Here is a 23186-nt window from a genome sequence, read left to right as displayed (position 1 = left end):
AGCCATTGCGGTCCTTCGTACCTCAGCGAGTTCGACCTATTGTGAATGGCCGTTTCCGGGCACTTCGAGCAGGCGTTATCGAATCGTTTCAGCCATTGGACTTTCTCGTCAGCAGACGACCGCGTCGGGAATGGGCGCGCCAGCGCGAGACGTGCGCCCGCACGATGCGCGATGCCTACCGAACACCGCTTCCCTATCAGGGTCGCCCGGGTCATCGAAATATTTGAGGAGGGCAACTGTGAATCTAGCCGGGACAGTTCGTCTTCGAGCTAACAACAACGAAGATTCGTAGTCCAATCCGTCTCCGAGTGCCGACCACGGACGCAAAGCTGTTTCCCGAGGTGGATAAGAGAGCAGAGGGGCTACTGCCAATGGCACTACCCAGGAGGAACCATGCTCCCGCTCATTCTCGGACCACGATACAACATCCGCGTCACCTGCGATGCCAGCCCCAGCAATGACCGAAGCGAATCGACGCTAGAAGTCAATCCGACCAATCCGTACAACATGGTCGGGTCGTCCAAACGATTCACCGACCCCCACACCTATGCGTTCTCACTCGCCGCGTATTCGACATTCGACGCGGGCCGATCGTGGCAGGAGGCCGCGCCGCTCGGGCTGCTCGCGGGTTGGGACGGCGTGTCGGATCCGACGGTCGCCTTCGACGACGTCGGCGGCGCGTATCTCGTTGCTCTGCCGTTTCAGGGCCCGGAGCCGATGGCCATTGCGGTCTACAAGTCGACGGACGGTGGTTTGACCTGGTCTGCGCCGAACCTCATTCACTCGGCGCAGGGCGATGACAAGCAGTCGGCCGCGGGCGATACGAATCCCGCAAGCCCCTATCACGGCCGCGTCTACGCCGCCTGGGACGGTCCGGGTGGCATGCTGTTCGGGCGCACGATCGACTACGGCGCCAGCTGGCGCGGCACCGGTGCGAGCCCGGTCGGAACCTCGCTCGCCCCCGACTCCTTCGGACCTCAGGTCGTGGTGGCCGCGGACAGCAGCGTCTACATCTTCTTCATCGCTGGCAACGACATTCAGTTTGTCAAATCCACCGATGGCGGGGACTCGTTCTCGAACCCGGCCACCGTCGCGAGCGGAATCACGGGGTTGCCCGGCCAGCTACCCGGTGGGACGTTCCGAACGCCCACGGTCGCGACGGCCTGTGTTGGCGCCAACGCGACCGACCTGGTGGTCGGCTGGGCCGACTATCGACAGAACGTCGCGCGCATCTACTATGCGCGATCCAACAATAGTGGCGCCAGCTGGCAGGCCGGCACCGGCTCCGGCATGCCGTTGCTGAGCGGCAGCGCCGTTTCCGCGCCGGATCAGCACGAGTTCCAGCCGCAACTCGCCTGCACGCCGAACGGAGACGTGGGCTGCGATTTCTATCTCTTCGGGCCGAAGGGCGGCGGCACGACGCCGCTGATCGACGTGGTCCTGACCGTGTCCGCCGACAACGCGGCGAGTTTCGTGGACCGGGTGACGGTGACGGAGATGCCATGGGACCCGACAGTGGATGCCGTTTGGGCGCACGGCGATCCGAACATCACCTTCATCGGTGATTACTTCGGTCTGGCGGCGAGTCCGCTTGGCTTCTTCCCGTTCTGGATGGATACACGCACCGGAACCCAGGAGATGTTCACGGCACGTGTAGCGGTCCGTCCCGCGAACGTCTACATCCGGGACTCCTCGAGCGACACTGGAACGGTCCCGTCACCCGGCAATCATTGGGAGGCCCCGGACCTGATCGTACGCCGGCAGCAGGACGGCAATACGGTCTGGGTCGATCAGGATCTGTTGCGCGACGGTGTGACGGATCATTTCATCTACGGCAAGATCACCAACCTGGGGCCCAATCCCGCGGAGAACGTCACGTTCGCGGTTACCGTGGGCAACTATCCCGCGCTCGATGCGCTGCCCGGGCTAGAGTTTCGTTATCCGCAGGATTGGTATCCGGGCGACTGGCAGACTGCGGCGGTCCAGCAGAGGCACCTGTATCTGGGTGAGAGCGCACCGCAGAATCTGACGGTGGGCGCTACGCGCATCTTCGGTCCCATTCGCTGGCCGGCCGTGCAAATTCCTCAGGAGGGCACGTGGCACCCCTGCCTGCTGGCCGAGGCGCGTGGCAACAACAATGACTCCGCAGGCGGGCTCAATGGGGCGCCGGTGCTGGTCTCGCCCGGTACCTGCGATTACGGTAGCTACTTCTGGGGCGACAACAACGTCTGTCAGCGCAACCTCTCATATGCCCATGTCTTCGCCAAGGCCGAGAGCCTGATCGAGTTGCCCTTCATCGTAGGTAGTCCGTACAGTCATGCAAGGCTCGTCGAGGTTATCGTCCACAAGGACGGCCGGCTCGACGGCGTGCCGATGATTCTCGAACTGCTTCCGCCCAGGAAGGGAGAGAAACCGGCTGTACCTGACAAGACCCACCTGCATGGCGCCAAGCTTGCCGGCAAGCATTGGAACCTGACCCATCGGGTGGCTGGAGTCGGCTTTGCGATCGAGCCGGGGCAGATTTTGCGCCTGAAGCTGTCGGTCAGGATGCCAGAAAACTTCGATCTCGACGCGCCCGCCAAAGTGACCCTATTCCAGCGCAACGACAGCCATGTCATGACCGGCAGCGCCATCCTGGAACTGGTTCGCGCTCATGCCAGGCAAGCGGACAAGGAACCTAAGAAACGTGATGCCAAGGCGCGCAACAAAGGGCGATAAGGGCGATGACACCACGCATGACTGAACCTGTCGTCTTCACCTGCCTCGACGCGGCCAAATCCGGCCATTCGACAATGTTGATCAGATCGTCAACAATCCATGAGCTTGTTCGAAATCAACGTGAAGAACGAACGCGTAGACTTTAAATTCGTCAGCGCCGATATCAAATCAACCCGGAAGAGCTATGCCGAATTTTTCATGGGAACCGCTGGATTTTCTGGAGGTTCTTAATGTGGTGCCGATCGAGGAAGAGTACGGAATTTCGTATCGGTACGTTGTCTCCCGGACACCGGTGGTCCTGAGTCTAACAATATGGCCACTTAGCTGTGACGTGGAACTTTTGATCAATTATGCAGGAGCAGCAGAGCCGCTAGTACGGCTCAATTTGTTGGATTGTCCGGGGGCACGGGTCGTGCGAGACGATTGCCGTACGCACATTGAATTTTCAGCCGCGAACTTGTTCAACGGGCGCTACGATTGCGCGGACGCGCCACCATACGGATTCCGTTTGCAGATTCAGCCGTCTATCCAGCTCTCAACATTTTCCTATCCTGTCAAATCGCATCTGACGTCTGCGAGGGGCGTCTCACCCGCGCTTCTCATGGCGGCACGCGGCCAACAAGCGTCCTTCGCCTTGACCGTCAGACGGACGTTCAGACGTCGGCTCCGCACTGCAAACGGTCACTGGCCTTCGGTTGGTTGTTGTCGGAATAGTAAGCGTGTGATAACACGCGCCGCACTACGAACGGGCATGAAAGTTCCACGCGAAGGCGCAAAACGCTGAGATATTGACGTGCCCCAGCGATGCTAACGGCTATTCTTCAGACGCAGCGACTCACGCGTTTCTGGCCGGCTCTGCGGGTCGTCGGCAGCCATTCCGTACACACGCCGGAAAGGGGGCTGTATGTCACGTCCAGGACTCCTTCGGCCCGCGCGACGCGCACTGCGTCGACAGCAATCGCGCGGATACCTCTTGCTCGCCGTCGGTTTTTCGCTGATTGGACTGTCCCTGACACCCTTGGTGTTCGCGGCGGGTGTGCTTCCACAAGGCGGGACCTACGTCGCCGGCGCGGGCACGATAGCCAGCCAGGGGAATGGTCTCTTGATCACGCAACCGGGTTCGACGCGCGGCGTGATTGACTGGAACAATTTCTCGATCGGCAGGCACAACAGCGTGACGTTCGACAACGGTTCGGGCGCGACGCTGAACCGGGTAACGGGTGGCACACCTTCGGCCATTCTGGGCAGCCTCAGTGCGACGGGAAGCCTCTATGTGATCAATCCGCAGGGCATCGTCGTGGGGTCATCGGGCGTAATCACAACTGGCGGACGTTTCGTCGCGTCCACTCTGGATGTCTGCAATGACGCCTTCATGCAAGCCAGCGGCGCGCTGACACTCTCGGGCGACTCCGATGCAAGTGTCATCAACCTCGGTAGGATCAGCTCCAGCGGCGGCGATGTGTTCCTGATCGCGCGGGGCGCGGTGACCAATGCGGGCGCCGTCTCCGCGCCCAACGGCACGGCGGAACTGGCCGCAGGCGAACAGGTACTCCTGCGGGATTCGGGCAGCAGCAGGCAGGTGTTCGTGCAGACGGGCAGTCAGGGCACGGTCATTAACAAGGGGCGGATAACGGCCGCACAGGTCGGCCTGCAGGCCGCCGACGGCAACGTATATGCGCTCGCAGGCGGCGGTGCGCGCATCCGCGCAACCGGCACGGCCAGCCGCGACGGACGCGTCTGGCTCGTTGCCGACAGCGGCCGTGTCGATCAACTCGGCAAGATCGCCGCAAGCAACGCGGACGGCAGCGGCGGAACGGTCGATACACAGGCGGCACAACCGACCTTCGGCAAGCACGCGGTGGTCGATGCAGGTCAGTGGAATCTCTCAACGCCTGCTTTCACGATCGATGATGCCGCCGCGCATGCGTTGCAACGCAGCCTGAACGCGGGCACCTCGGTGGATGTCGAGACGACGGGCGCCCACGGGGCGACGGGCGATCTGGGCGTCGCGGCGAGCATGCGCTGGTCCGGTCCGGCTTCGCTCACGCTCGCCGCGTACCACGACGTCTCGGTAGCGACGGCTACGACCATCGCGAACTCCGGTGCGGGCAACCTGACGTTGCGCGCGGACGCGTCGGGAATTGACAACGGCGGCAGCGTCATCAACACCGGCACGATTGACTGGTCGCGCAGCACGGGCATCGTGAGTGCATTGCATGACATAACCGGTGGATACTTACCCGGAAACATCCTCTCAAACAGCACATGGTCTGCCGCTCCAGACAGTGGTCTGGTGACGCAAGTTACCGTCTATGCGCTGGTGAATACCGTCTCACAGCTGGGCGCAGTTGGACTCAACCCCTCGGGCAACTACGCGCTCGGCAGGGACATCGACGCGACGCCTCCGCCCGGCGAATTCAGTCCGACCGTGGCTTCGTTCTCGGGCCAGTTTGATGGCATGGGACACACGATTTCGAATCTTTGGTTATCTGAATCGCTTTTCGGGGAGATCGGGTACTCGGGCGTCGTTCGGAACCTCAACATTCAGGGCACTGCCAACTTGCCCAAGTCTGACGCCTGGGCGGGCTTTCTCGCAGACAGGAACGACGGCACGATCGCATCCGTGCATTCAAGCGGCAGTGTTACTTCAATCGGCCGTCTTTCAACTGGAGGACTTGTGGGCTTGAACTTCGACGGCACGATCACGCGTTCCTCAAGCACCGCCGACGTTTCATCTGATTCCGCGACGGGAGGCCTGGTCGGAACAAACAGCTTCGGCGTAATCCGGCAATCGTTCGCATCTGGCGATGTCACCTCGACCCATCTCCAGGGAGCGGGCGGTCTGGCCGGATACAATTTTGGCGTTATCACAGAGTCTTATGCGACTGGAACAGTTCATGTGCAGCCGCAATGTGACACTGTCTCCGCGTGCGGGGGTGGGCTAGTTGGCGGAACTTCAGGCACGATCAGTCAGTCGTTCGCAACCGGCAAGATTGACCAGCCATCCGGACCTGCGGGTGGGCCTGGCGGCATCGCGGAGTTCAACGCAAACTACACCTCGTCTTCCCCGGGGACCATCACCAACGATGTCTACTGGGATACGCAAACGACAGGCGCGCCAGTCGGCGTCCGCACCACGATCCTGGGCGCGAACCTGGGTAACGCTCAAGGCTTGACTACTATGCAGATGAGCACGCCATCCAGCTTTGGTCCTACATACGACTTTAGCCCAGGCGGCGTTTGGGCGATGCCCGCGGGAGCGACGCATCCGATATTGCAGTGGCAACTGGCACAATGAGACCGCCTGTTATCCACAATCGTCAGTGAACAGTCATCCTGTCGCATTGTGGCGGCAATGGGTCAACCATCAGCCGCCGCAATGACTGTTGATTGGTGACGGACCGAAGACGAGTTCATAGTTGAAGGTGCGGTTGGCCGTTTTACTCTGATACCTGCTGTTGGGACCGCGAAGACCCGACTGTCGGCAATGGGGTCGGCTGCTGCCCGATGTCGACCGATCACGGGCGCATTACGTTGCCGGTTCGACGTCGGACCGGGTTCGGCCAGGTTCAGCCATCCACGATTCCACCGTGAGCGCCCGCTTCGCCGTACGCAGCAGCCGTCAATATAGCGTTCATCGCGACATCAGGTGATGCCGCGCTCATCGCCTGCTGAGTATCCTTGATACCCGTATCGCTGATGCTAAGGAATTGATGAATGACGACGACTTGCGCACTCCTCATCACCAAACCGCATAGTTCCGCGAAACACATCGATGCGAGATCGGATCGACGACCTTATAGGGTCGCCTCTGCTGATCCAGCACTTCTGTCCAACGCCTAAGTGTCGACGGAGAGGTCGAGCGAGCGCTAACGTACCGAACACCGAATCGACCGATCTCCTCGGTGCACTCGATTGGGACTGCTCTCGCCGAGATACTCGCAAGGTCGCACGGTAGAATTTCTATGGCGTACATGGAAGCGGCGTATCGAGATGCACGTCGCAAAGCTCCCATCGGTGCCCGGCTAACGCGGACGACGCAGCAGTCTCAATCAGCATTCGGACCGGCCGCTCGACAACATGAGTCATTCAGCCGGCGGTGTTATCCAACACCACCGGCAATGTTTGCTCAGAGATCGATCAACGAAGCACGGCCCAAATCAGGCACGTACAAACGCCAGCAGATCTGCGTTGAGCGTTTCCGCATTGACAGTCAACATGCCGTGCGAAAAGCTGGGGTAGGTCTTGAGCGTGCCGTTCTTAAGCAGCTTGATCGACTTGCGTGCCGAGTCTGCGATCGGGACGATTTGGTCGTCTTCACCGTGCAGTACCAAAGTCGGCACCGTAATCTCCCGGAGGTCGTCGGTCTGGTCGGTTTCAGAGAAAGCCTTGATGCCCTCATAGTGAGCCTTGGCGCTGCCCGTCATTCCCTGACGCCACCAGTTCTGGATCACGCCCGGATGTACGGTCGCGCCCGGACGGTTGAAGCCGTAGAAAGGCCCGGTCGGCACATCGACGAAGAATTGCGCGCGGTTGGCCGCGAGCGCCTGGCGGAATCCGTCGAACACGCTCAGCGGCAGACCTTCGGGGTTCGAGTCGGTCTTGACCATCAGCGGCGTAACGGCGCTGACCAGCACCGCCTTGGCCACGCGTCCCGAAGGCTGTCCGTGCTTTGCGACGTAACGCGCGACTTCGCCGCCCCCGGTCGAATGGCCGATATGCACTGCGTTGCGAAGGTTGAGCGCTTCGACAACCGCAAAGGCGTCCGCGGCATAGTGGTCCATGTCGTGGCCTTCGGACACTTGTGACGAACGGCCGTGACCGCGCCGGTCATGTGCGACGACACGATAGCCGTGCTGCACGAAGAACAGCATCTGCGTATCCCAGTCGTCCGATGACAGCGGCCAACCGTGATGGAACACGATGGGTTGTGCATCCTTTGGGCCCCAGTCTTTGTAGAAGATCTGAGTACCGTCCTTCGTGGTGACGTAGTTCATGTCAGCGATTCCATGTTGATGAGGTGCCGCAGTGTGCGCGCTGGCTTGATGCACTTCCGCCGAAGCGAGGCACGGCGCGCCAACCGCCGCTACGGCGGCGCCCGCGCCTGCCAGAAAAGCCTTGCGGCGCGCCAACGATGGCTGGTCAAACTGATCGTTCATCTACTTTTCCCGGTGATAATTGTTTTTTGTAAGGCGGCGACTGATCTGGGTACCGACAGGGACACCCAGCGAAATCGGACGCAAAGACTCGCGCTTTATGTCATTGCCAATGCTCAGCTCACACCTGCGCCTGACCACCGTCGGCAAAGATCTCGGCACCGTTGACGAAACTCGAATCATCGGATGCGAGAAAGACCACCACCTTGCCGATCTCCGACGGATCCGCAAGGCGACCCATCGGAATCAGCGAGGCGAGGTAAGTCAGCAAGCCTTCCTGGGCTTCCTTTGAGTCGCCAGCCAGTTCGGCCAGTCCGATGGTCTTCGTCGCACCGGGGCTCACGACGTTCACGCGAATTCCACGTTCTTTCAGATCAAGTACCCAACTGCGCGCGAGGTTGCGTACCGCAGCTTTCGATGCGCTATAAATGCTGAACGCTTGCGTGCCGGACGAGCCCGCAGTGGAGCCTGTCAAAATGATGGAAGCCCCTGCGCTCATCAGCGGCAACGACTTTTGAACAGTGAACACCAGCGCGCGCACGTTGCGATTGAAAGTGTCGTCGAAATGCTCCTCCGTGATCTGTCCGAGTGGCGCCATCGTTCCGCCGCCGGCATTGGCGAAGAGGACGTCGATCCGACCTTCTGCGGATCGAAGGGTCTCGATCAACGCGTCGAGGTCACTGTTCGATGTGACGTCACCCTTGATCCCGCGAACTCCATGTCCGATGTTGGCGCAGGCAGCGTCCAACTCTGCCAGGCGGCGCCCCGTGATGTATACCGTTGCTCCCTCGAGAGCGAGTTCCTTTGCCGTGGCCAAACCGATGCCGCTCGTTCCGCCCGTCACGAGTGCCACTTTTCCCGCCAATCGATTGCTCATCCTTAACTCCCTTAGAAAAAATCGATAGGCGAGACGGTAATCATTTCTGGCGCGCGAATATATATTCGACTTATTAAATCTTCTGCTATCGCGGGCCTAAGTCTTAAAAGGCCTCCTGCGCGAGCGATTCGATCAGGACCTTGGCTCAGACGGATTCATAGAATTTAAGAATCTAGAGGGGGAAAGCGATCGCCAATCGGCGTAATGTGTCGCCTCGAGACGCTGGCAAGAAAATTGGCGCCGTAGGCGCGCCTTCGTTCCATTCGACGATGCGCGTCACGCGCACCCATTAAGAGACCGGCAAGACGGACACGCTGGAGACGCCCCCTGCAAGGCTCAGGTACGAAAAGGACCAGACCGATGGACCAACAACACCTTCGGCATCGAACCGGCGTGAATCGGACGATCGCCGGAATACAGATCCCGACAACCCGTCTCGCCGCTGATGCAGCGATGATGGCTCGCACATGTCTGCCCGAGGTGCTCTATCACCACACATGGCGCATCTTTCTGTTCGGCTCGCTTCTGGCACGCCAGGAATCCATTTCTGTCGCCGCGGACACGTTGTCAGTAGCGGCACACTTTTCCTGCATGGGGCTGTCCGCGGAATATGCATCGTCACAGCAGCGAGATGCTCTATTGGGTTCCAACGTTAGCGTGTCCGCCAGAGGGCGCTAGCCGCGAGCAAGTTGAGACATCGGATTCGGTCCGCCTGGTCGCCTATCGCTCGCAGCGTTTTTCAATGCCCTTGGCCAACCACGAAGCGACGCGATCGACGGTCGCGGACATATGCCGGCGGCTCGATGGAATGCCTCTGGCGATCGAACTCGCAGCATCGCGAACGGCCAGCCTGGGGCTGGAGGCCATCAAGTCCAACGTCGACAGAAGGTTTTCGATCCTCACTGGCGGATCTCGCGACGCACTGCCGAGACATCAGGCGCTCAAGGCCGTCTTTGACTGGAGTTACCGACTGCTTTCGACAAACGAGCAGTTGCTCTTCCGCGTGATGGGGGTATTTGTAGACGGATTCTCACTGGAGGGCGCATGGTCGATTGCGACAGGCTTCGGCTTGACCTCTCAGGAGACGACTCGCTTGCAAGCCTCGTGTCAAAGTCCCTGGTTTCGATCGATCGAACCTGCGCGAGGCGATATCGCCTGTCGGATAGCACACGCGCCTATGCACTCGATTGCATGGAGGCGAATGGGGAACGCACAGTTGCCGACCGACTGCATGCAGAGTTCTTAAGGAGCCTTGTCGCCGATGCGCAGGTTGCAGTGAGAGAAGCTGCGGGAATCCACCCCCTGCACGTTCTCCGTCGCTAACCCACGTCTCTATCCCAACGCGCGCCAAGTATGCGGCCGCAGTGATTCGATCGCCGAAAGCGTTCGTCTAACCGCTCGAGAATGTCCGCGCCTGCCGTACTGTGTACGGGTTAGGGTCGATGAAGCATGCTACGTCCGACAGCTTCGAGATAGTCACGCGCAAAGCTTTCGCCGCGCGGAAATGCATCCACTATTTCTGTCCTTTCTGACCTCGTCAGAACACCAATCCCATCTCCGAAAAGGTCCATCCGTAAGGCGTGGGCAAGCAGCCGCGAAGTGGCTTCCATACGTTCCGGGAGCCCAAGGGTCGTGTGGATGGCGATCGCGTTCCATACGGTGCTGTGGATTTCTTCACTGATCTGGTTTTGCCGCAAGAAGCGCGCAGCACAATCTGCCGAATCAAGCTCGTATCACCGCTGATCTCAAGCGGTTCACGACCTGTCGCGATGACGCGCATATCGCAATTGTCCGCCGTTAAATCGCGTTCTTGGGGACCAGAGATCCTCTGGGCGCGATCAGCACATTGAGAACCGCGTACGCGCGATTTCCCAGTGGCACTCGAACATCATTCCGCGTCACCGTACGTCGTTCGAGATTCATTTCCAGCGGCCCAGCCGTCTCCACGGCGGATCGATTTACGGACAAGCGAAACGATTCCACGTGATCGCTCGTTGAAATCAACTTCTGGCTCTCTATCGACTGGGCTTTCAAGGACATACTGGAACTTCACTGACTGCTGAGTTACTGCGCGGCGTGCGTGTTGTCGCTCGAATCGAGGGCGCGCAAAAAGCGGCGAACCGTGTTGGGCATTCGGTAAGCGGCGCGCGAGCCTTCGAAGTTTCGAAAAACGAACGCGCTATCAATCACGCCACTCAGTGCCTCGAAGGAGGCCTCTTCAGAAAGTCCAACCGTGCGAGCGATGGTGCTCAGGTCCTTTAGCGATGCATGTTGCCGACTGCTGGCGAAATGACTAAGGATCTTCTGTTGGTCACTCGGCAGATGGTTCCAGGTCCACGATAGCGCTGAGGTCAGCGACTCGTGTCGGGCATCTCCCATGTGCCTGATGACTCGCTTGGGTAACTCGATATCGCGCTCGAATAGCGCCCGTACAGAATCAACACCCAGCAACGCAGTTTGACGCGCGACAAACTCGATTCCTAGCGGCAGACCGTCTACCTCTTGCACCATCTCCCTGAGATAGGGAATCAAGCCGTCGTCGGTAAAGGTGGATGCGCGCACATCAGACGCTCGCGCCACAAACATGTCGATGGCGGTACTGAGGTCGCGCTCGTCACAATCGACTCGAAACGGTTCCACGTAGACAACGTCCTCCATGGAAAGTCTCAATGGCGCTCGCGAGGTTGCGATCACAGAAAGCGCTCGCCCGGCAGCGTGCATGGCACTGACGAACTCCGCGACGCGCTCTGCGACGAGGTCGCAATTGTCGACAAGAACGAGCGTGTGCTGCCCCGGTGATGGACCATCGGTCGACCCGGCCGTCTGAATCAACAATTGTTCAATGTGACCGAAGGCATCGGTAGCGGCGGCACCGCTTGCCATCGACAGATAGAGGGTGCGAACCGCGCCATGTTGCTCCAGTCGTCTTGCGGCTTCCAGCGCCAGCCGTGACTTTCCGCATCCCGCCGGACCAACAACAGTGAGTAACGGTCGGCGCTCCTGCACTCGAATGATCAACTGACCCAGGAGCGCTTCGCGTCCGAAGAACTCGTCAAGATAGAGTGGCGGCTTGTACATCGCCAAATCAATCGAAGCGGTGCTCACTAAAGGGTTCACGGGCGCAATAACTGCCGACGCGTCGCCCGGCCGCTCCAGGCGATAGCCACGGCCAAACACATTCTTGATGAGCCCCTTGTGGCGACCGAACAACTTTCGGAGCGCACAGATCTGAACCTGAATGTTGTTTTCTTCGACGATCGTCGTCGGCCAGACCTTGGCCATGATGGCTTCGTTCGAAACAAGAGCGCCGTGGGCGTCGATCAGCATCTCGAGCAAATCAAAGGCGCGACTACTGATTTTAACGGGTGAGCCCGAGCGTAAGACCTCGCGGGACTCGCGCAGCACCTCGATTTCGCCGAATTTCATCTCACCCTCGCTGGACCCTTTCCTTCACGGGAAACGGCGTTCGTCGTGCCTCAGGACCGCGACCCGCAACACGCTGTGCACCCGCCCCGATCCCAACCGCGAGGAATCGACCCGGTCAACTGACGAATTGTACCGGCCAAAAAAACGATTCGTCGGGGCCGCAGCCTGTTCAAAGACAGATTTCAGATTCTTTAATAGTTCATCAAGGACTGATGGACCGGATCCCGAGAACAATTCACATCGCCGAAGTCTCCTTCGTCAGGTTCCGCGGACGATAACGACCCAATATATGGGCGCGAGACTCGAGCATCTGGAGACTGCAGTGATGGACGAGGCGGCGACCGCCTCGTCGTCAATGCAGATGACCCTTTTCGAAGCCGGCTCGCGTTCTGCTCATTGCGACGTCCCGAACGCGGCGCCAGGCGCAATTCAATCTGACCTGCAAGACACGACCAGGAATCCGCGTGATGCGCGATACCAGAGGCAACGATCCTTGGCTGGGCATTGTCCGCAATCTGTTGCTGGCGAAATCCGTGACTGCCGCGACGACACTCCTTTCGGCGACCTGCGCCGAACGCCGCATTCGTGTTGATTTCCGCGCACCGGGGGGCGTGTGCGGGGCCCGGATTGACGACGGAACATGCGCGGCACGCATCGTCAATGTGCTCGATCGCCTGAGCGATCACACCGTGGCGATTTCGTGGCGCGATGCGACGATGTGCCACTACAACGATCAGATTTGGCGCCTGGGCGTCGCCCGACGTCAAGGGGAGTGCGCGCTGACTGGCGAGTCAGTGGGCGTCGGAGAGGCCATCTATCGGCCCATCCCGATCACGCCTCCTCCGCTCAATGCCCAGGCCATGATTCTGGCGAGCGCGCTGGCCGGCGCCGTCAGTCATGGCGATGACCTCATTCACGAACGTCCGAAGCGGCGTTCGCGCCGGCCTCGAATCTGAGGTCGAACGGACGCCGGATCGGCACAGATCCCTCACCGGCCGATCGGGACGATCGAACGCGAGTCGAAGCCATCACGCCTGCCTGCTGTCATCGCACGTTTTTTCTTCTCACCACCTACCGAGGTTCCAATGAAATCAGCGTCAGAGCTTCTCACCACCTATCTTGACTCCATCCGCGACCCCAAAGCGGCCGCCGCGCTCTTCGCCGACGATGGCGTGCTCGAGCTTCCGTATCTCGCGAGCATCAACCCTAAAACCGGTGCACAGGGTCCAGCTGCCATCGAAACATTCATCGCGTCGCTACTCGCGGCGGTGCCGGACTTCGCCTTCAAGAACGCGAACATCCTGATCGATACGCCGGACCAGGCGTTTGGCGAGTATGAGGTGGAGGCGCGCGTCGTGACCACTGGCAAGACGTATCGGCAGATGTACGCCGGACGCCTCGTCGCCGAAAACGGAAAAATCAAACTGCTGCGCGAGTCGCTCGACACCGTCGCTGCTCAACGTGCGTTCAGCAAAGACGTCTGACCATCGCACGGGCCTGCTTGCGCCCATGTCAATCCCGCAATCCCGCAATCCCGCAATCGCCCGCTTGCGCGCTCGAACTCACGCTTCGGCCGCGCTGCGAGCTGCCTCCCGCGACTGCACCCACACAGGCGACTCGATGTTCTCAGTATGTCCCCGGTTCCACCGAGTGACCCTTGCGCTCGGTTTCGTTCTTGTTGTCTGCATCTCAAGTCCTTCCGCGCAGGCTGCCGGAGCTGTCGCTTCAAGCGAACAAGAAGCCCCCTTTCTGTCTGAAAACGATCGGGCTATGACGGCTATGATGAATGGCATGCCCGTTCACCCGACGGGTGACGTCGATCAGGACTTCGTCGCAATGATGGTGCCTCACCATCAAGGCGCGATTGACATGGCACAAGCCGAATTGCGCCATGGGCACGATGAGCGGCTTCGCCGCATCGCTCAGGAAATCATCGTCGCGCAACAACAGGAGATCGTCGCCATGCGGCTCGCTCTGGGCCAGCCCTTGCCCGCTCCGGAGCCTGCGCCTGATCAACTGATGCCAGGGCCGTCCTCTGCCACTCGGACGACTCGGGCCCATGACCACACGAATATGAACATGTCGAAGGACGCGCAATGAAACCGCTTCTCACGCTCCCATCGATAATCTGCGCCGCACTGCTCGCATCGGCGCACGTTTGCTACACCGGCCAGGCTCCAGGCTCCCTGTCTGACCCGGACATTCCGGTCAGCCACCACGATCGCGTCTACGCGGTCGAACAGTTCTCGAACACCGTGTCGGTGACCGATCCGACAGACAATAAGCTACTGGGCGTGGTCCGATTGGGCCAGCCGGCACCGACGAATTTCAGCCCGCTGTATCGCGGACAGGATCTGGTGCACGGGATGGGCTTTTCGCCAGATCACCGCACGCTCGCGGTGGTATCGATCGGCTCGAATTCGGTCAGCTTTATCGACACCGAAACCAATACGGTCAAGCACGAGAAAATATGGCTTTGTGTGTTCCTCGTTTAACCCCGAAGTCGATGTGGTCGAGGTCAAATCACATCAGATCGTGGGTCGTCTTCAACAGTCGAGTCCTTTCTGCCCCAACATCGCGGTATCCCCGGACAACAAGCAGGTCTGGATCACGCTCAAGGATAGTGGCAGGACGCAGGCATTTAGCGCACAGCCGCCCTTCGCGTTGCTGAAGACGCTGGAAACGGGACCGATCACGAACAACGTCAACATCGTCCACAACGAGCATGGCATGCTCGCGTACGTCACTGTCGGGGCCCTGAATCGCGTCAAGGTTTTCCGCACCGATGACTTCGAGCAAGTTGCTGATATCCCCGTGGGCAATCTTCCGCACGGAGTCTGGCCGTCAGGAGACGGTACGCGAGTCTACGTCGGGCTTGAGAACGCCGACGCGCTGGCTGCCATCGATACTCGCACCAATACGGTTGTCGCGACCATTCCAATCGGGCAGGCACCTCAATCCGTGGCCTATGTTCCAAATTCGGTTCCCGAAGGAGACGGCACGCAAAACCTTCAGTCGTTTGGGGGTAGCGGGGCAGGTGGCCAACGTCTATCTCTCGGCCATCGGCGCGGCACAAGCGGGCACGCCCCCGACGAGCGTTTCACTGTTTGATCAAGGCCTGCTGCAAGTTCTCCAGGCTGCCGTGTCAGGGCTCGAGCCGAAGCGCCCCTATGTCTTGGCGCTGGCCGACAAGGCAGACGCATCCGGTCCCCTCGAACCTCTTTCGAACTTCATGACCAATCCCGCGGGCGCTGCAGTCGTCAATGCCATTGGGCAAATCCGCGAACTCGTGGCGCAAGGCACGAGCGCGCCGGAGCACCGTCGCTATCTGGTCATCGCGCCTGTCACCGACGGCAAGCCCGGCTCTCCTGTCCAGTTGCAGCGGATGTAGTCGGGCAATACGGACCGCCCCCTAATTGCCCTTCACACGTGCGGGAAAGCATTCCAGCAACCAATCGATGAACACGCGGAGTCGATGCGTCACGTGTCGATTCTGCGGATACACGACATGAAACGGGTACGGTGGGGGGCGCCACTTGCGCAGGATTTCCACGAGTGTGCCTTCGTCGAGCGCGGCTCTGGCTGAATACGAAAAAGTCTGAATGATGCCCATGCCTGTAACAGCAGCGGCAAGGTGCGCGTTGCTTTCGTTGATGCCAATCCGATGGTCAACCTTGATCTCACTTTTCTCGTTGTTCCGCGCGAAGCGGAATGGAAGTGCCCGGCCGTTCTGCGCCGAGACGTAAGCAATCAAGCGGTGTCCGTTCTTCAATTCGTCTGGATAGGCAGGCACGCCATAGAGCTGCAGGTATTCGGGCGTCGCGCAGGTGACCATCGCCGCGTCGCCGATATGTCGCGCGATCAACGATGAGTTATCGAGCGGACCGCCACGAATCACACAGTCGACATTGTCTTCAATAAGGTCGACCGATCGATCCGACACACCGAGATCGATCCGGATGTCGGGATAGCGCGCCATAAAGTCGGGAAGCAATGGAATCAGCACGTCTCGCGCGGTCGATCCGCCGACGTCGATGCGCAAATGACCGCGCGGGTGTGATTTCGCCGAGTTGAACGACGAATCCATGTCTTCCAGGTCACGAAGGACGCGCGTCGCCTTCGCGTAATAGTCCTGTCCCTCGGGCGTCACGGTGACACGTCGCGTCGTCCTCTGTAGCAGCCGCACGCCCAGATGTGCCTCGAGCTCCCGGACCAGCTTGCTCATGGTCGCGTTTGGCAGATTGAGCGAGTCTGCCGCACGCGTAAAGCTACCCGCCTCGACGACACGCGCAAAGGCACGCATCGCCAATAACTGATCCATTCGAAGTGACCCCCTGGTAATGCCTCTGATTGTGCACAATTGTGCATAGTATTTTCATTATTGTCCATTTATCGAAGAATGTCCGCCCGGTACATTGACGCCATGCCTGAAGCGAAACGCGGCGGCGAGCGGAGTGTCGAGCTGGACGACACCCACATCGACAAAGCGATGTCGGGCAGAAAACCAACCCTCAATTTACGAAACGGAGCATTTCATGAGCAAGCCACTGAACGGAAAGATCGCCCTCGTTACCGGCGGCACGACAGGCATCGGCCTCGGCGCTGCGCAGGAACTCGCCGCACAGGGCGCACGCGTCTTCATCACGGGTCGTCGGCAAGGTGAACTGGATGCAGCCGTTGCTGCGATCGGGACTGCGGCGACGGGTATCCGCGCCGACGCATCGGTGATGGCCGACCTCGACGCGGTCTATGCGCAGATCGCCAAGGAAGCCGGCAAGCTCGATATCTTGTTCGCCAACGCCGGTGGCGGTGACATGCTTCCGCTGGGTGCGATTACCGAGGAGCATTTCGATCGCATCTTCGGCACCAACGTGCGCGGCGTCCTGTTCACTGTTCAGAAGGCACTTCCGCTGCTTGTCGACGGCGCGTCGATCATCCTGACCTCGTCGACGACATCGGTTAAGGGAACGCCGAACTTCAGCGTGTACAGCGCAAGCAAGGCAGCGGTTCGCAACTTCGCACGGTCGTGGACACTGGACCTCAAGGATCGCGGCATCCGCGTCAATGTCGTCAGCCCCGGCCCGATCCGCACGCCGGGTCTGGGTGGCCTGGTGCCTGAAGAGGCTCGTCAAGGACTGTTCGACGCACTCGCCTCGCAAGTACCTGCAGGCCGCATCGGGGAGCCCGAAGAAGTCGGCAAGGCCGTTGCCTTCCTTGCCTCCGACGCGTCGAGTTTCATCAACGGCATCGAGCTGTTCGTCGACGGCGGCATGGCACAAGTTTGATCGACACGGACGACGGCCTCCGATCCGATATCGAGGCCGTTATCGACACCTTTCGACCGCAGCTCCATGAAAAAACTTGCTTTTGTGGGCGCATGGCTGATCGCATCGCTGACCGCGCCCACGGTTCATTCACAGGACGTACGCCCCATGAACAACGACGCTCAAGACATCGTTGTCGCTCAGCATTTGATCGACCGCCACTTCGAGATCTGGAACGAGCGCGATAAGGCGATGCGTGTGGGCAAATTTCCGACTGTCTACACGCCCGACATCTTTGTGTCCGACTACGCCGAGATCGCTTCGGGCTATGCGAACGTCAACCGACTCATCGAGCGTGTTCAAACCGAACACGCGGGGTTTGCGTTCACACCGGACCCTGTCTCATGGAATCACGGACTCGGTCGCGTGACCTGGGGCTACGGTCCTAAAGACAATCCGAATCTCGTTCGGGGCGAAGACATTTTCTCCATTCATGACGGCAAGCTCGCCAGCCTGCGCGTATTCCTCAACAAAAACTAACTCTCCACACCTGACCGAATCATCATGAAATCCATCGCTGCACTGCTCTCGGCACTCGTTTTGAGTGCGACCGCGTCGGCTCAAACCCCGGCGATCAAGACCGCCGGCGTTGACCACGTCGGCATCAATGTCCCCAATCTCGCAGAGGCAGGGGCATTCCTCTCAACGACATTCGGATGCAAGCCTGTCACGCTCATTGGACCGTTCAAGCTGATCAGCTCGTTGTCCGAGGATCGCACCCACCAAGTCGCCGCGCGAGCCGATAGCGTTTCGATCGCCATGTTGCGTTGCGGGACGGGTTCAAACATCGAGTTGTTCGAATACAAGAACTCGACGGGAAGCACACTGATCCCGAACAACGAAGATCTGGGTGCATCTCATATCGCCTTTTACACTGACGACGTGCAAGCTGGTGCGGCCTACCTCAAATCTCGAGGCATTACGGTCTTTGGCGAACCCATGAAGATGGAGAGCGGTGACACTGCAGGCGAGACATGGGTGCATTTCCGCTCGCCTTGGGGCTCTGAAATGGAACTCGTCGGCTACCCGAAGGGTAAAGCGTATGAGAAGTCGAAGCGCATCAAGCTCTGGGATCCCAAGCATCCGAACGAGTGAATTTCCCTCTGCCGGCGACAGATCGAGCTGAAAGACTGTCGCTACTCTGATGAAAATTGGTGATCTTGAAGTCGTACGTGCGTCGCGTGTCGTTTTGCGTTCAGGCGTACCGGTAAAACTCAGCGATCGCGCCTACGACTTGCTCGAACTTCTGATCGACGCCAACGGTGCGTTGGTGTCGAGGCGTTTCATCATTTCGCTAGACAACGGCCTTTGACATGTTCCTGGCAAACGCTCCGCGCTTAGCCCGTCAAGCCGCACTGATGACGATATAATTCCCCAAGTCGAGGACATCGTCCGGCACGTTGGGAAGTTCCCGCGCGAGATCCTCACCTCGGCGTTATCGTGGACGTGGGAGCATTGACGATTGAACGTAGTTCCAGGTAGTGATACTGACGCATCGCATCGCCCGTCGGAACGGCGATCGCCCGTGGAGCAAGTCGGTCCATTGGAAGTCAATCTCGAACAAAGAACGGTCACACGCGACAATGAGCGCGTGTCGCTGGGCCGCCGCGCCTATGCGATTCTCGCTGTATTGATCGAACACCGAGGGTCATTGGTGACCAAGCAGGATCTTGCCAAACAGGTCTGGCGAGATCGCGATGTTGAAGAGAACACGCTGCAGGTGCACGTGATGTCGTTGCGTCGCGCGCTCGGAACGGAGCGATCGCTGATACAGACGATCCCCGGACGGGGCTATATCCTGCTCGCTCGACCCATCCACGCTCCTGGAAGAACCCGACGCGCCACGCACCAGGAATTGCCGTACGTCGACACGCTGTTTGGGCGAGAGACGGCGATTACGCACGTTGTCGATCTGATGGCCTCACGACAAGTCGTGACGCTAGTAGGCGCGGGCGGAATCGGGAAGACCAGTCTCGCTGTCGAACTTTGTCGAGGCCTTGGCGATCGTTTCGAGGTCGTCCGCTTCATCTCGCTGTCATCCATTTCGACCGAGAGACAGGCGAGGGAAGCACTGCTTTCTGCGTTTTCCGACACCGCTCGCGGCACCGCGGTTTCGGTTGATCAACTGGTCGGCGCGCTGAAGGGGACGCGCTGCCTGCTGGTCCTAGACAACTGCGAGCATCTCATCGACGTAGCGGCCGCGATCGCCGTTGCTTTGACCGCAGCCAATTCCGATATCCGCGTCGTTGCGACAAGTCGTGAGCCACTTGCCGTTAGCGGCGAGGCCCTCTACTGGGTGCCGACTTTGGCGTGTCCGCCGGAGGGCGCCACGCTCGAGCAACTCGAGACCGCCGACTCGGTGCGCTTGTTTACGTACCGCTCGCGGCGATTCTCGATGCCTTTGGTAAACGACGAGGCCACGCTTTCGATGGTCGCCGATATTTGCCGACGGCTGGACGGAATTCCCCTCGCGATCGAACTTGCCGCGTCTCGTACAGCCAGCCTCGGGCTGGAAGCGATTAAGGCAAACCTCAACCGAAGGTTTGCCATCCTGACCGGCGGTTCACGCGACGCGTTGCCGAGGCATCAGACGCTCAGGGCTGTCTTTGACTGGAGCTACCGATTGCTCTCTGCGAAGGAGCAGTTAGTGTTCCGGCTCGTCGGAGTGTTCGTCGACGGGTTTTCTCTGGAAGGCGCGTGGTCGCTCGCAACCGGCTTTGGCCTGACATCGCAAGAGACGACTGAGGCACTCGCAAGCTTAGTGTCTAAATCGCTGATCTCGATGGACCGCACGCGTGCGAAACGATATCAACTACTGGACAGCGCGCGGGCCTATGCAATCGATTGCATGGAGGCCAACGGTGAAAAGGCCGCCGCCGATCGAGCTCACGCAGAGTTTTTCAAGAGCCTTGTCGCCGATGTGCGCATAGCGGTACGCGAAGCGGCGGGTATTCAAACGTGGCCCGAGTTTGAGGCTGACCGGGGTAATCTGCGCTCCGCGATGACGTGGGCGTTCAGCCCACTCGGTGACGTGCGATTCGGCATTGAACTCGCATCGCAGTCTGCATCGCACTTCTTCGAACTGTCGGCCCTGGACGAGTGCACGTATTGGTCTTCGAAGGCACTGCAGGCGCTGCGCGATGCCTCGCTTGAAGAGCAGTTGCCGACGGTTCACCTGAATCTGCTGTGTGCGTATGCAGCTGCGCTTGTGTACATTGAAGGTCCAAGCCCTCTTGTGTACACGTTGTGGGAACAAACGTTTGCTGTTGCCTTGGCGCACGACGCGTTAAGCCACCAGTTACGTGCGATGTGGGGTCTTTGGAACGCGAGCCAGTACGGCGGATTCGCCTATACCGCGCTCAACCGCGTAAAGGAGTTCGACAAGGTCGCTTCAACGCGCGGAAGCACCTTCCAGGCAACCCTGAGTCACCGACTGTATGGCATTGCCTTGCACTACCTCGGACGTCACCACGAGGCTGCGGTCGAGCTCAAAGCGGCGCTCAGTTCTGACGAACTTGACACGAAGAAGTGGGTGATCACCGGGATACGAACAGGTCAGGCTGCGGTCACCAAGGCGACGCTTGCCAGAGTGTTGTGGTTTCAGAGCGATCGAGAGGGCGCCCTTGCCATGACGCGTGAGGCCGAGGACGATGGAAGGACATTCGGCCACGAATTGACGTTAGCTTATATCCTGCTTGAAGCGAGCGTATCCATCGCCATATTTACCCGAGATTCCGTTGCCCTGGTGGATGCGGTCGAGGAGCTTGCTCGTGAGTGCAAAAAAGCCGCACTCCATATTTGGCTCCAGTGTTGTGATGCGTTTATGTGGGTCGCGCGCGCGATGAACTCGCGCCTCGATTCGAGCGAGCTCCGTAGCTTCGAGACAGCCATCGTACGACTCAAGCAGACACACTATCTGGCGGTCTATCCGCTGGTTGCCGTTGAGTACGCGCGCGCGTTGCACACTGCCGGCCGTTCCTCCGGCGCAGTCGATTTCCTGTCCGACGTCATTGGCGAGTGCGAACTGTCGGGCAACCTTTGGTATGTCGACGAGCTTCGAGCAGTGCTCCGCGACCTACCTGGATGATGTGCGAGTCTGATCGAGTTCCGACGTCGCGGCCTCCACCGACATCGATCCGGCAAGCATACGCTGCGTATCTCGACGCAAGACTTCAACTTCGGACAACCCGATAGAGTTCTGCGGCATCGGAGCGCGACAGCAGGAAATCCATTCAAGAATTTTCTTTCCATTCGGGCTGTCGATGCCATCACGCGAGAATTGGCCATCGGACACCATCGCTCCGCCTGTTTCGAACAGCGTCCTGAGGTGTGTGCTCGAGACCATCGATTTCACGTAAGCGAGTGCAAGGTCTTTATGCGGAGACCAACGCGTGATCGCCCACCCGATGCCGCCGGCAATGGGCAGCGAGAGTTTCGCACCCGGGGCATTGGCACCCGCTGAGCCCGAGAGCGCGACGGGCAAATAGCTTCCGACCTTATCGGGCCCGACGACCGCTTCGAATTGCTTCCAGTGTGCGGTGTCCGAGACGAGACCGATGACATTTGCGGCTTCTCCGCGCATGAATCGATCGTATTGGTCTGGGAATGTCGCTGTCGAGTTCACCCCTTTGGTGTACCAGCCTGCTTTTGATTTCTCGACCCAGACACGCAGGATGCTGCTCACAGCAGGGTCGCTCCACGCGAGCTTTCGGTCCGCCCAGGCGGCTCGCTGTGCGTCGCTCCATGAATTCGCCGCAATAGAATTGAAGAAGAACATCGAGCCATAGCCATCCTTGTTGCCCATCGTGAAGCATGCGACATGCAATCTCGCGATGAGCCGGGTGCAGTCGGCTTCGAGTTCCGCCCAATTGACCGGAGGCTTGTCTGGATCGAGTCCGGCCTTACGATAAAGATCCTTGTTGTAGTAAACGACCTGGCCTTGCAGCGTGAGCGGAACTGCGTAGATCGTATTGTTCTCAGCCGAGAACGCTTCCCATCCGACAAGCCGGTCTCGAAGCCTGCCGAGATCTGGATTCAGCGCCACGAGCGCACCGGCCCGCTCGCGGGTCGGGGTGCCTCCGTGAAGCATCACGATATCCGGTCCTTGATTCGCACCGATCGCGGCACCCAGCAGCGAATAATACTGGTCGTGGGGCTGCGCGACATGCTTGACGATGACGCCCGGATGTACCGCTTCAAAATCTTTGACCGTCTGCTGGAAGTATGCAGCGATCGAGGGGTCCGCCGATTTAAAATCCCAGACCGTGATCGTGGTGGTTTCTGCCGAGGCGATTCCGTTAGATGCCGCCAATGTGACGAGAACGACCCACATCGCTACGCACTCGCAAAGCTGTTGCCATATAACGCGGTACTGCTCAAAACGCATTGAAATTCTCCGATGGAGGTTAAATCAGCTGCTGCCGAAACACCTGCGATCGCTCCGTCGTGCGGTGGCCACCGCCGTTTGTTAGCGCAAGAGAATATAGCTGAAAATATAAGGTCGTCTTCGCCGCCCAGTCGCGGTGACGTTGCGAGTGGGTAAATGGATCGCTGCGACGTCTGTAACACAGGGCTCGCCGCCGGCAGCCCCCTCATTACCAGACGGCGTAGTTTCGCGACAGACGTTGGCGCGAGTTTGCACGCCTACACTGCGAACCGGTTGGAACTCGTTCTGCCTTCGGCGTC

The 23186-nt window shown here is 59.5% G+C and carries 16 protein-coding genes and 1 pseudogene; 12 read left to right on the top strand and 5 right to left on the bottom strand.

Annotated elements, in window-relative coordinates:
• Window positions 1–393: 393 nt before the first annotated feature.
• Both AB3X89_RS05430 and AB3X89_RS05425 read left to right on the top strand, forming a co-directional pair.
• On the top strand, window positions 394–2718 hold the full coding sequence (locus AB3X89_RS05430; RefSeq protein ID WP_368582206.1) for a hypothetical protein: 2325 nt from the start codon (window positions 394–396) through the stop codon (window positions 2716–2718).
• A 904-nt stretch (window positions 2719–3622) separates the two neighbouring features.
• Entirely contained in the window at window positions 3623–6016 is a 2394-nt protein-coding gene (locus AB3X89_RS05425) for a filamentous hemagglutinin N-terminal domain-containing protein (protein ID WP_368582205.1), read from the top strand.
• An 862-nt stretch (window positions 6017–6878) separates the two neighbouring features.
• Here AB3X89_RS05425 and AB3X89_RS05420 read toward each other — a convergent pair.
• Window positions 6879–7715, bottom strand: a complete 837-nt coding sequence (locus tag AB3X89_RS05420) for an alpha/beta fold hydrolase (RefSeq protein WP_184139175.1) — start codon at window positions 7713–7715, stop codon at window positions 6879–6881.
• A gap of 280 nt (window positions 7716–7995) precedes the next feature.
• Window positions 7996–8751 (bottom strand): SDR family NAD(P)-dependent oxidoreductase, encoded by a 756-nt coding sequence (locus AB3X89_RS05415; RefSeq protein ID WP_152854075.1) that lies wholly within the window; start codon window positions 8749–8751, stop codon window positions 7996–7998.
• 360 nt (window positions 8752–9111) lie between these two features.
• Between AB3X89_RS05415 and AB3X89_RS05410 the strand changes: the two genes are divergently transcribed.
• Complete coding sequence (locus tag AB3X89_RS05410; RefSeq protein ID WP_184138920.1) at window positions 9112–9429, top strand: hypothetical protein; 318 nt, start codon at window positions 9112–9114, stop codon at window positions 9427–9429.
• Between the two features lie 1386 nt (window positions 9430–10815).
• On the opposite strand, the gene AB3X89_RS05405 is transcribed toward AB3X89_RS05410, so the two are convergent.
• On the bottom strand, window positions 10816–12177 hold the full coding sequence (locus AB3X89_RS05405) for a winged helix-turn-helix domain-containing protein (RefSeq protein ID WP_368582204.1): 1362 nt from the start codon (window positions 12175–12177) through the stop codon (window positions 10816–10818).
• Window positions 12178–12644: 467 nt separating this feature from the next.
• On the opposite strand from AB3X89_RS05405, the gene AB3X89_RS05400 reads away from it, so the two are divergent.
• From AB3X89_RS05400 to AB3X89_RS05385, 4 genes and pseudogenes are all read left to right on the top strand, one after another.
• The gene (locus AB3X89_RS05400; RefSeq protein ID WP_368582231.1) at window positions 12645–13133 is read left to right on the top strand and encodes a DUF3331 domain-containing protein; all 489 of its coding nucleotides are present in this window, start codon (window positions 12645–12647) and stop codon (window positions 13131–13133) included.
• A gap of 129 nt (window positions 13134–13262) precedes the next feature.
• Window positions 13263–13661 carry a nuclear transport factor 2 family protein gene (locus AB3X89_RS05395; RefSeq protein WP_184138923.1) on the top strand — a complete coding sequence of 133 codons (399 nt, stop codon included), beginning with the start codon at window positions 13263–13265 and terminating at the stop codon, window positions 13659–13661.
• Between the two features lie 202 nt (window positions 13662–13863).
• Window positions 13864–14277, top strand: a complete 414-nt coding sequence (locus tag AB3X89_RS05390) for a DUF305 domain-containing protein (RefSeq protein WP_368582230.1) — start codon at window positions 13864–13866, stop codon at window positions 14275–14277.
• Window positions 14274–15568, top strand: a pseudogene (locus AB3X89_RS05385) (YncE family protein). Before AB3X89_RS05390 ends, AB3X89_RS05385 begins: the two are co-directional and overlap by 4 nt.
• A 21-nt stretch (window positions 15569–15589) precedes the next feature.
• Here AB3X89_RS05385 and AB3X89_RS05380 read toward each other — a convergent pair.
• Entirely contained in the window at window positions 15590–16498 is a 909-nt protein-coding gene (locus AB3X89_RS05380; RefSeq protein ID WP_368582229.1) for a LysR family transcriptional regulator, read from the bottom strand.
• Window positions 16499–16712: 214 nt separating this feature from the next.
• Between AB3X89_RS05380 and AB3X89_RS05375 the strand changes: the two genes are divergently transcribed.
• The 5 genes from AB3X89_RS05375 to AB3X89_RS05355 all read left to right on the top strand — a co-directional run bounded on the left by AB3X89_RS05375 (window position 16713) and on the right by AB3X89_RS05355 (window position 21588).
• Window positions 16713–17462, top strand: a complete 750-nt coding sequence (locus tag AB3X89_RS05375; RefSeq protein WP_152854069.1) for an SDR family oxidoreductase — start codon at window positions 16713–16715, stop codon at window positions 17460–17462.
• Between the two features lie 66 nt (window positions 17463–17528).
• Window positions 17529–17981 (top strand): nuclear transport factor 2 family protein, encoded by a 453-nt coding sequence (locus AB3X89_RS05370; RefSeq protein ID WP_368582203.1) that lies wholly within the window; start codon window positions 17529–17531, stop codon window positions 17979–17981.
• A gap of 24 nt (window positions 17982–18005) precedes the next feature.
• On the top strand, window positions 18006–18596 hold the full coding sequence (locus AB3X89_RS05365; protein WP_368582202.1) for a VOC family protein: 591 nt from the start codon (window positions 18006–18008) through the stop codon (window positions 18594–18596).
• A gap of 49 nt (window positions 18597–18645) precedes the next feature.
• A complete protein-coding gene (locus tag AB3X89_RS05360; RefSeq protein WP_368582201.1) occupies window positions 18646–18813 on the top strand; it encodes a hypothetical protein in 168 nt (55 codons plus the stop codon).
• Between the two features lie 231 nt (window positions 18814–19044).
• Entirely contained in the window at window positions 19045–21588 is a 2544-nt protein-coding gene (locus AB3X89_RS05355) for a winged helix-turn-helix domain-containing protein (RefSeq protein WP_368582200.1), read from the top strand.
• On the opposite strand, the gene AB3X89_RS05350 is transcribed toward AB3X89_RS05355, so the two are convergent.
• Window positions 21577–22887 carry an ABC transporter substrate-binding protein gene (locus AB3X89_RS05350; protein WP_368582199.1) on the bottom strand — a complete coding sequence of 437 codons (1311 nt, stop codon included), beginning with the start codon at window positions 22885–22887 and terminating at the stop codon, window positions 21577–21579. The two genes, AB3X89_RS05355 and AB3X89_RS05350, sit on opposite strands and share 12 nt — an antisense overlap.
• Between the last annotated feature and the right edge of the window lie 299 nt (window positions 22888–23186).

This window comes from Paraburkholderia sp. BR14320, from assembly GCF_040948665.1.
GTDB classification, from domain to species: Bacteria; Pseudomonadota; Gammaproteobacteria; order Burkholderiales; family Burkholderiaceae; genus Paraburkholderia; species Paraburkholderia youngii.
The sequence above is the reverse complement of the archived record's forward strand: the minus strand, read 5'-3'. Positions and strand labels throughout refer to the sequence as shown.

Excerpts from the sequence above, each read along its gene's own strand:
- AB3X89_RS05425 (WP_368582205.1), top strand. The coding sequence starts at position 3,623 with ATGTCACGTCCAGGACTCCTTCGGCCCGCGCGACGCGCACTGCGTCGA.
- AB3X89_RS05395 (WP_184138923.1), top strand. The coding sequence starts at position 13,263 with ATGAAATCAGCGTCAGAGCTTCTCACCACCTATCTTGACTCCATCCGC.
- AB3X89_RS05410 (WP_184138920.1), top strand. The coding sequence starts at position 9,112 with ATGGACCAACAACACCTTCGGCATCGAACCGGCGTGAATCGGACGATC.
- AB3X89_RS05380 (WP_368582229.1), bottom strand. The coding sequence starts at position 16,498 with ATGGATCAGTTATTGGCGATGCGTGCCTTTGCGCGTGTCGTCGAGGCG.
- AB3X89_RS05360 (WP_368582201.1), top strand. The coding sequence starts at position 18,646 with ATGAAAATTGGTGATCTTGAAGTCGTACGTGCGTCGCGTGTCGTTTTG.
- AB3X89_RS05400 (WP_368582231.1), top strand. The coding sequence starts at position 12,645 with ATGCGCGATACCAGAGGCAACGATCCTTGGCTGGGCATTGTCCGCAAT.
- AB3X89_RS05350 (WP_368582199.1), bottom strand. The coding sequence starts at position 22,887 with ATGCGTTTTGAGCAGTACCGCGTTATATGGCAACAGCTTTGCGAGTGC.
- AB3X89_RS05370 (WP_368582203.1), top strand. The coding sequence starts at position 17,529 with ATGAAAAAACTTGCTTTTGTGGGCGCATGGCTGATCGCATCGCTGACC.
- AB3X89_RS05415 (WP_152854075.1), bottom strand. The coding sequence starts at position 8,751 with ATGAGCAATCGATTGGCGGGAAAAGTGGCACTCGTGACGGGCGGAACG.
- AB3X89_RS05365 (WP_368582202.1), top strand. The coding sequence starts at position 18,006 with ATGAAATCCATCGCTGCACTGCTCTCGGCACTCGTTTTGAGTGCGACC.
- AB3X89_RS05430 (WP_368582206.1), top strand. The coding sequence starts at position 394 with ATGCTCCCGCTCATTCTCGGACCACGATACAACATCCGCGTCACCTGC.
- AB3X89_RS05420 (WP_184139175.1), bottom strand. The coding sequence starts at position 7,715 with ATGAACTACGTCACCACGAAGGACGGTACTCAGATCTTCTACAAAGAC.
- AB3X89_RS05405 (WP_368582204.1), bottom strand. The coding sequence starts at position 12,177 with ATGAAATTCGGCGAAATCGAGGTGCTGCGCGAGTCCCGCGAGGTCTTA.
- AB3X89_RS05375 (WP_152854069.1), top strand. The coding sequence starts at position 16,713 with ATGAGCAAGCCACTGAACGGAAAGATCGCCCTCGTTACCGGCGGCACG.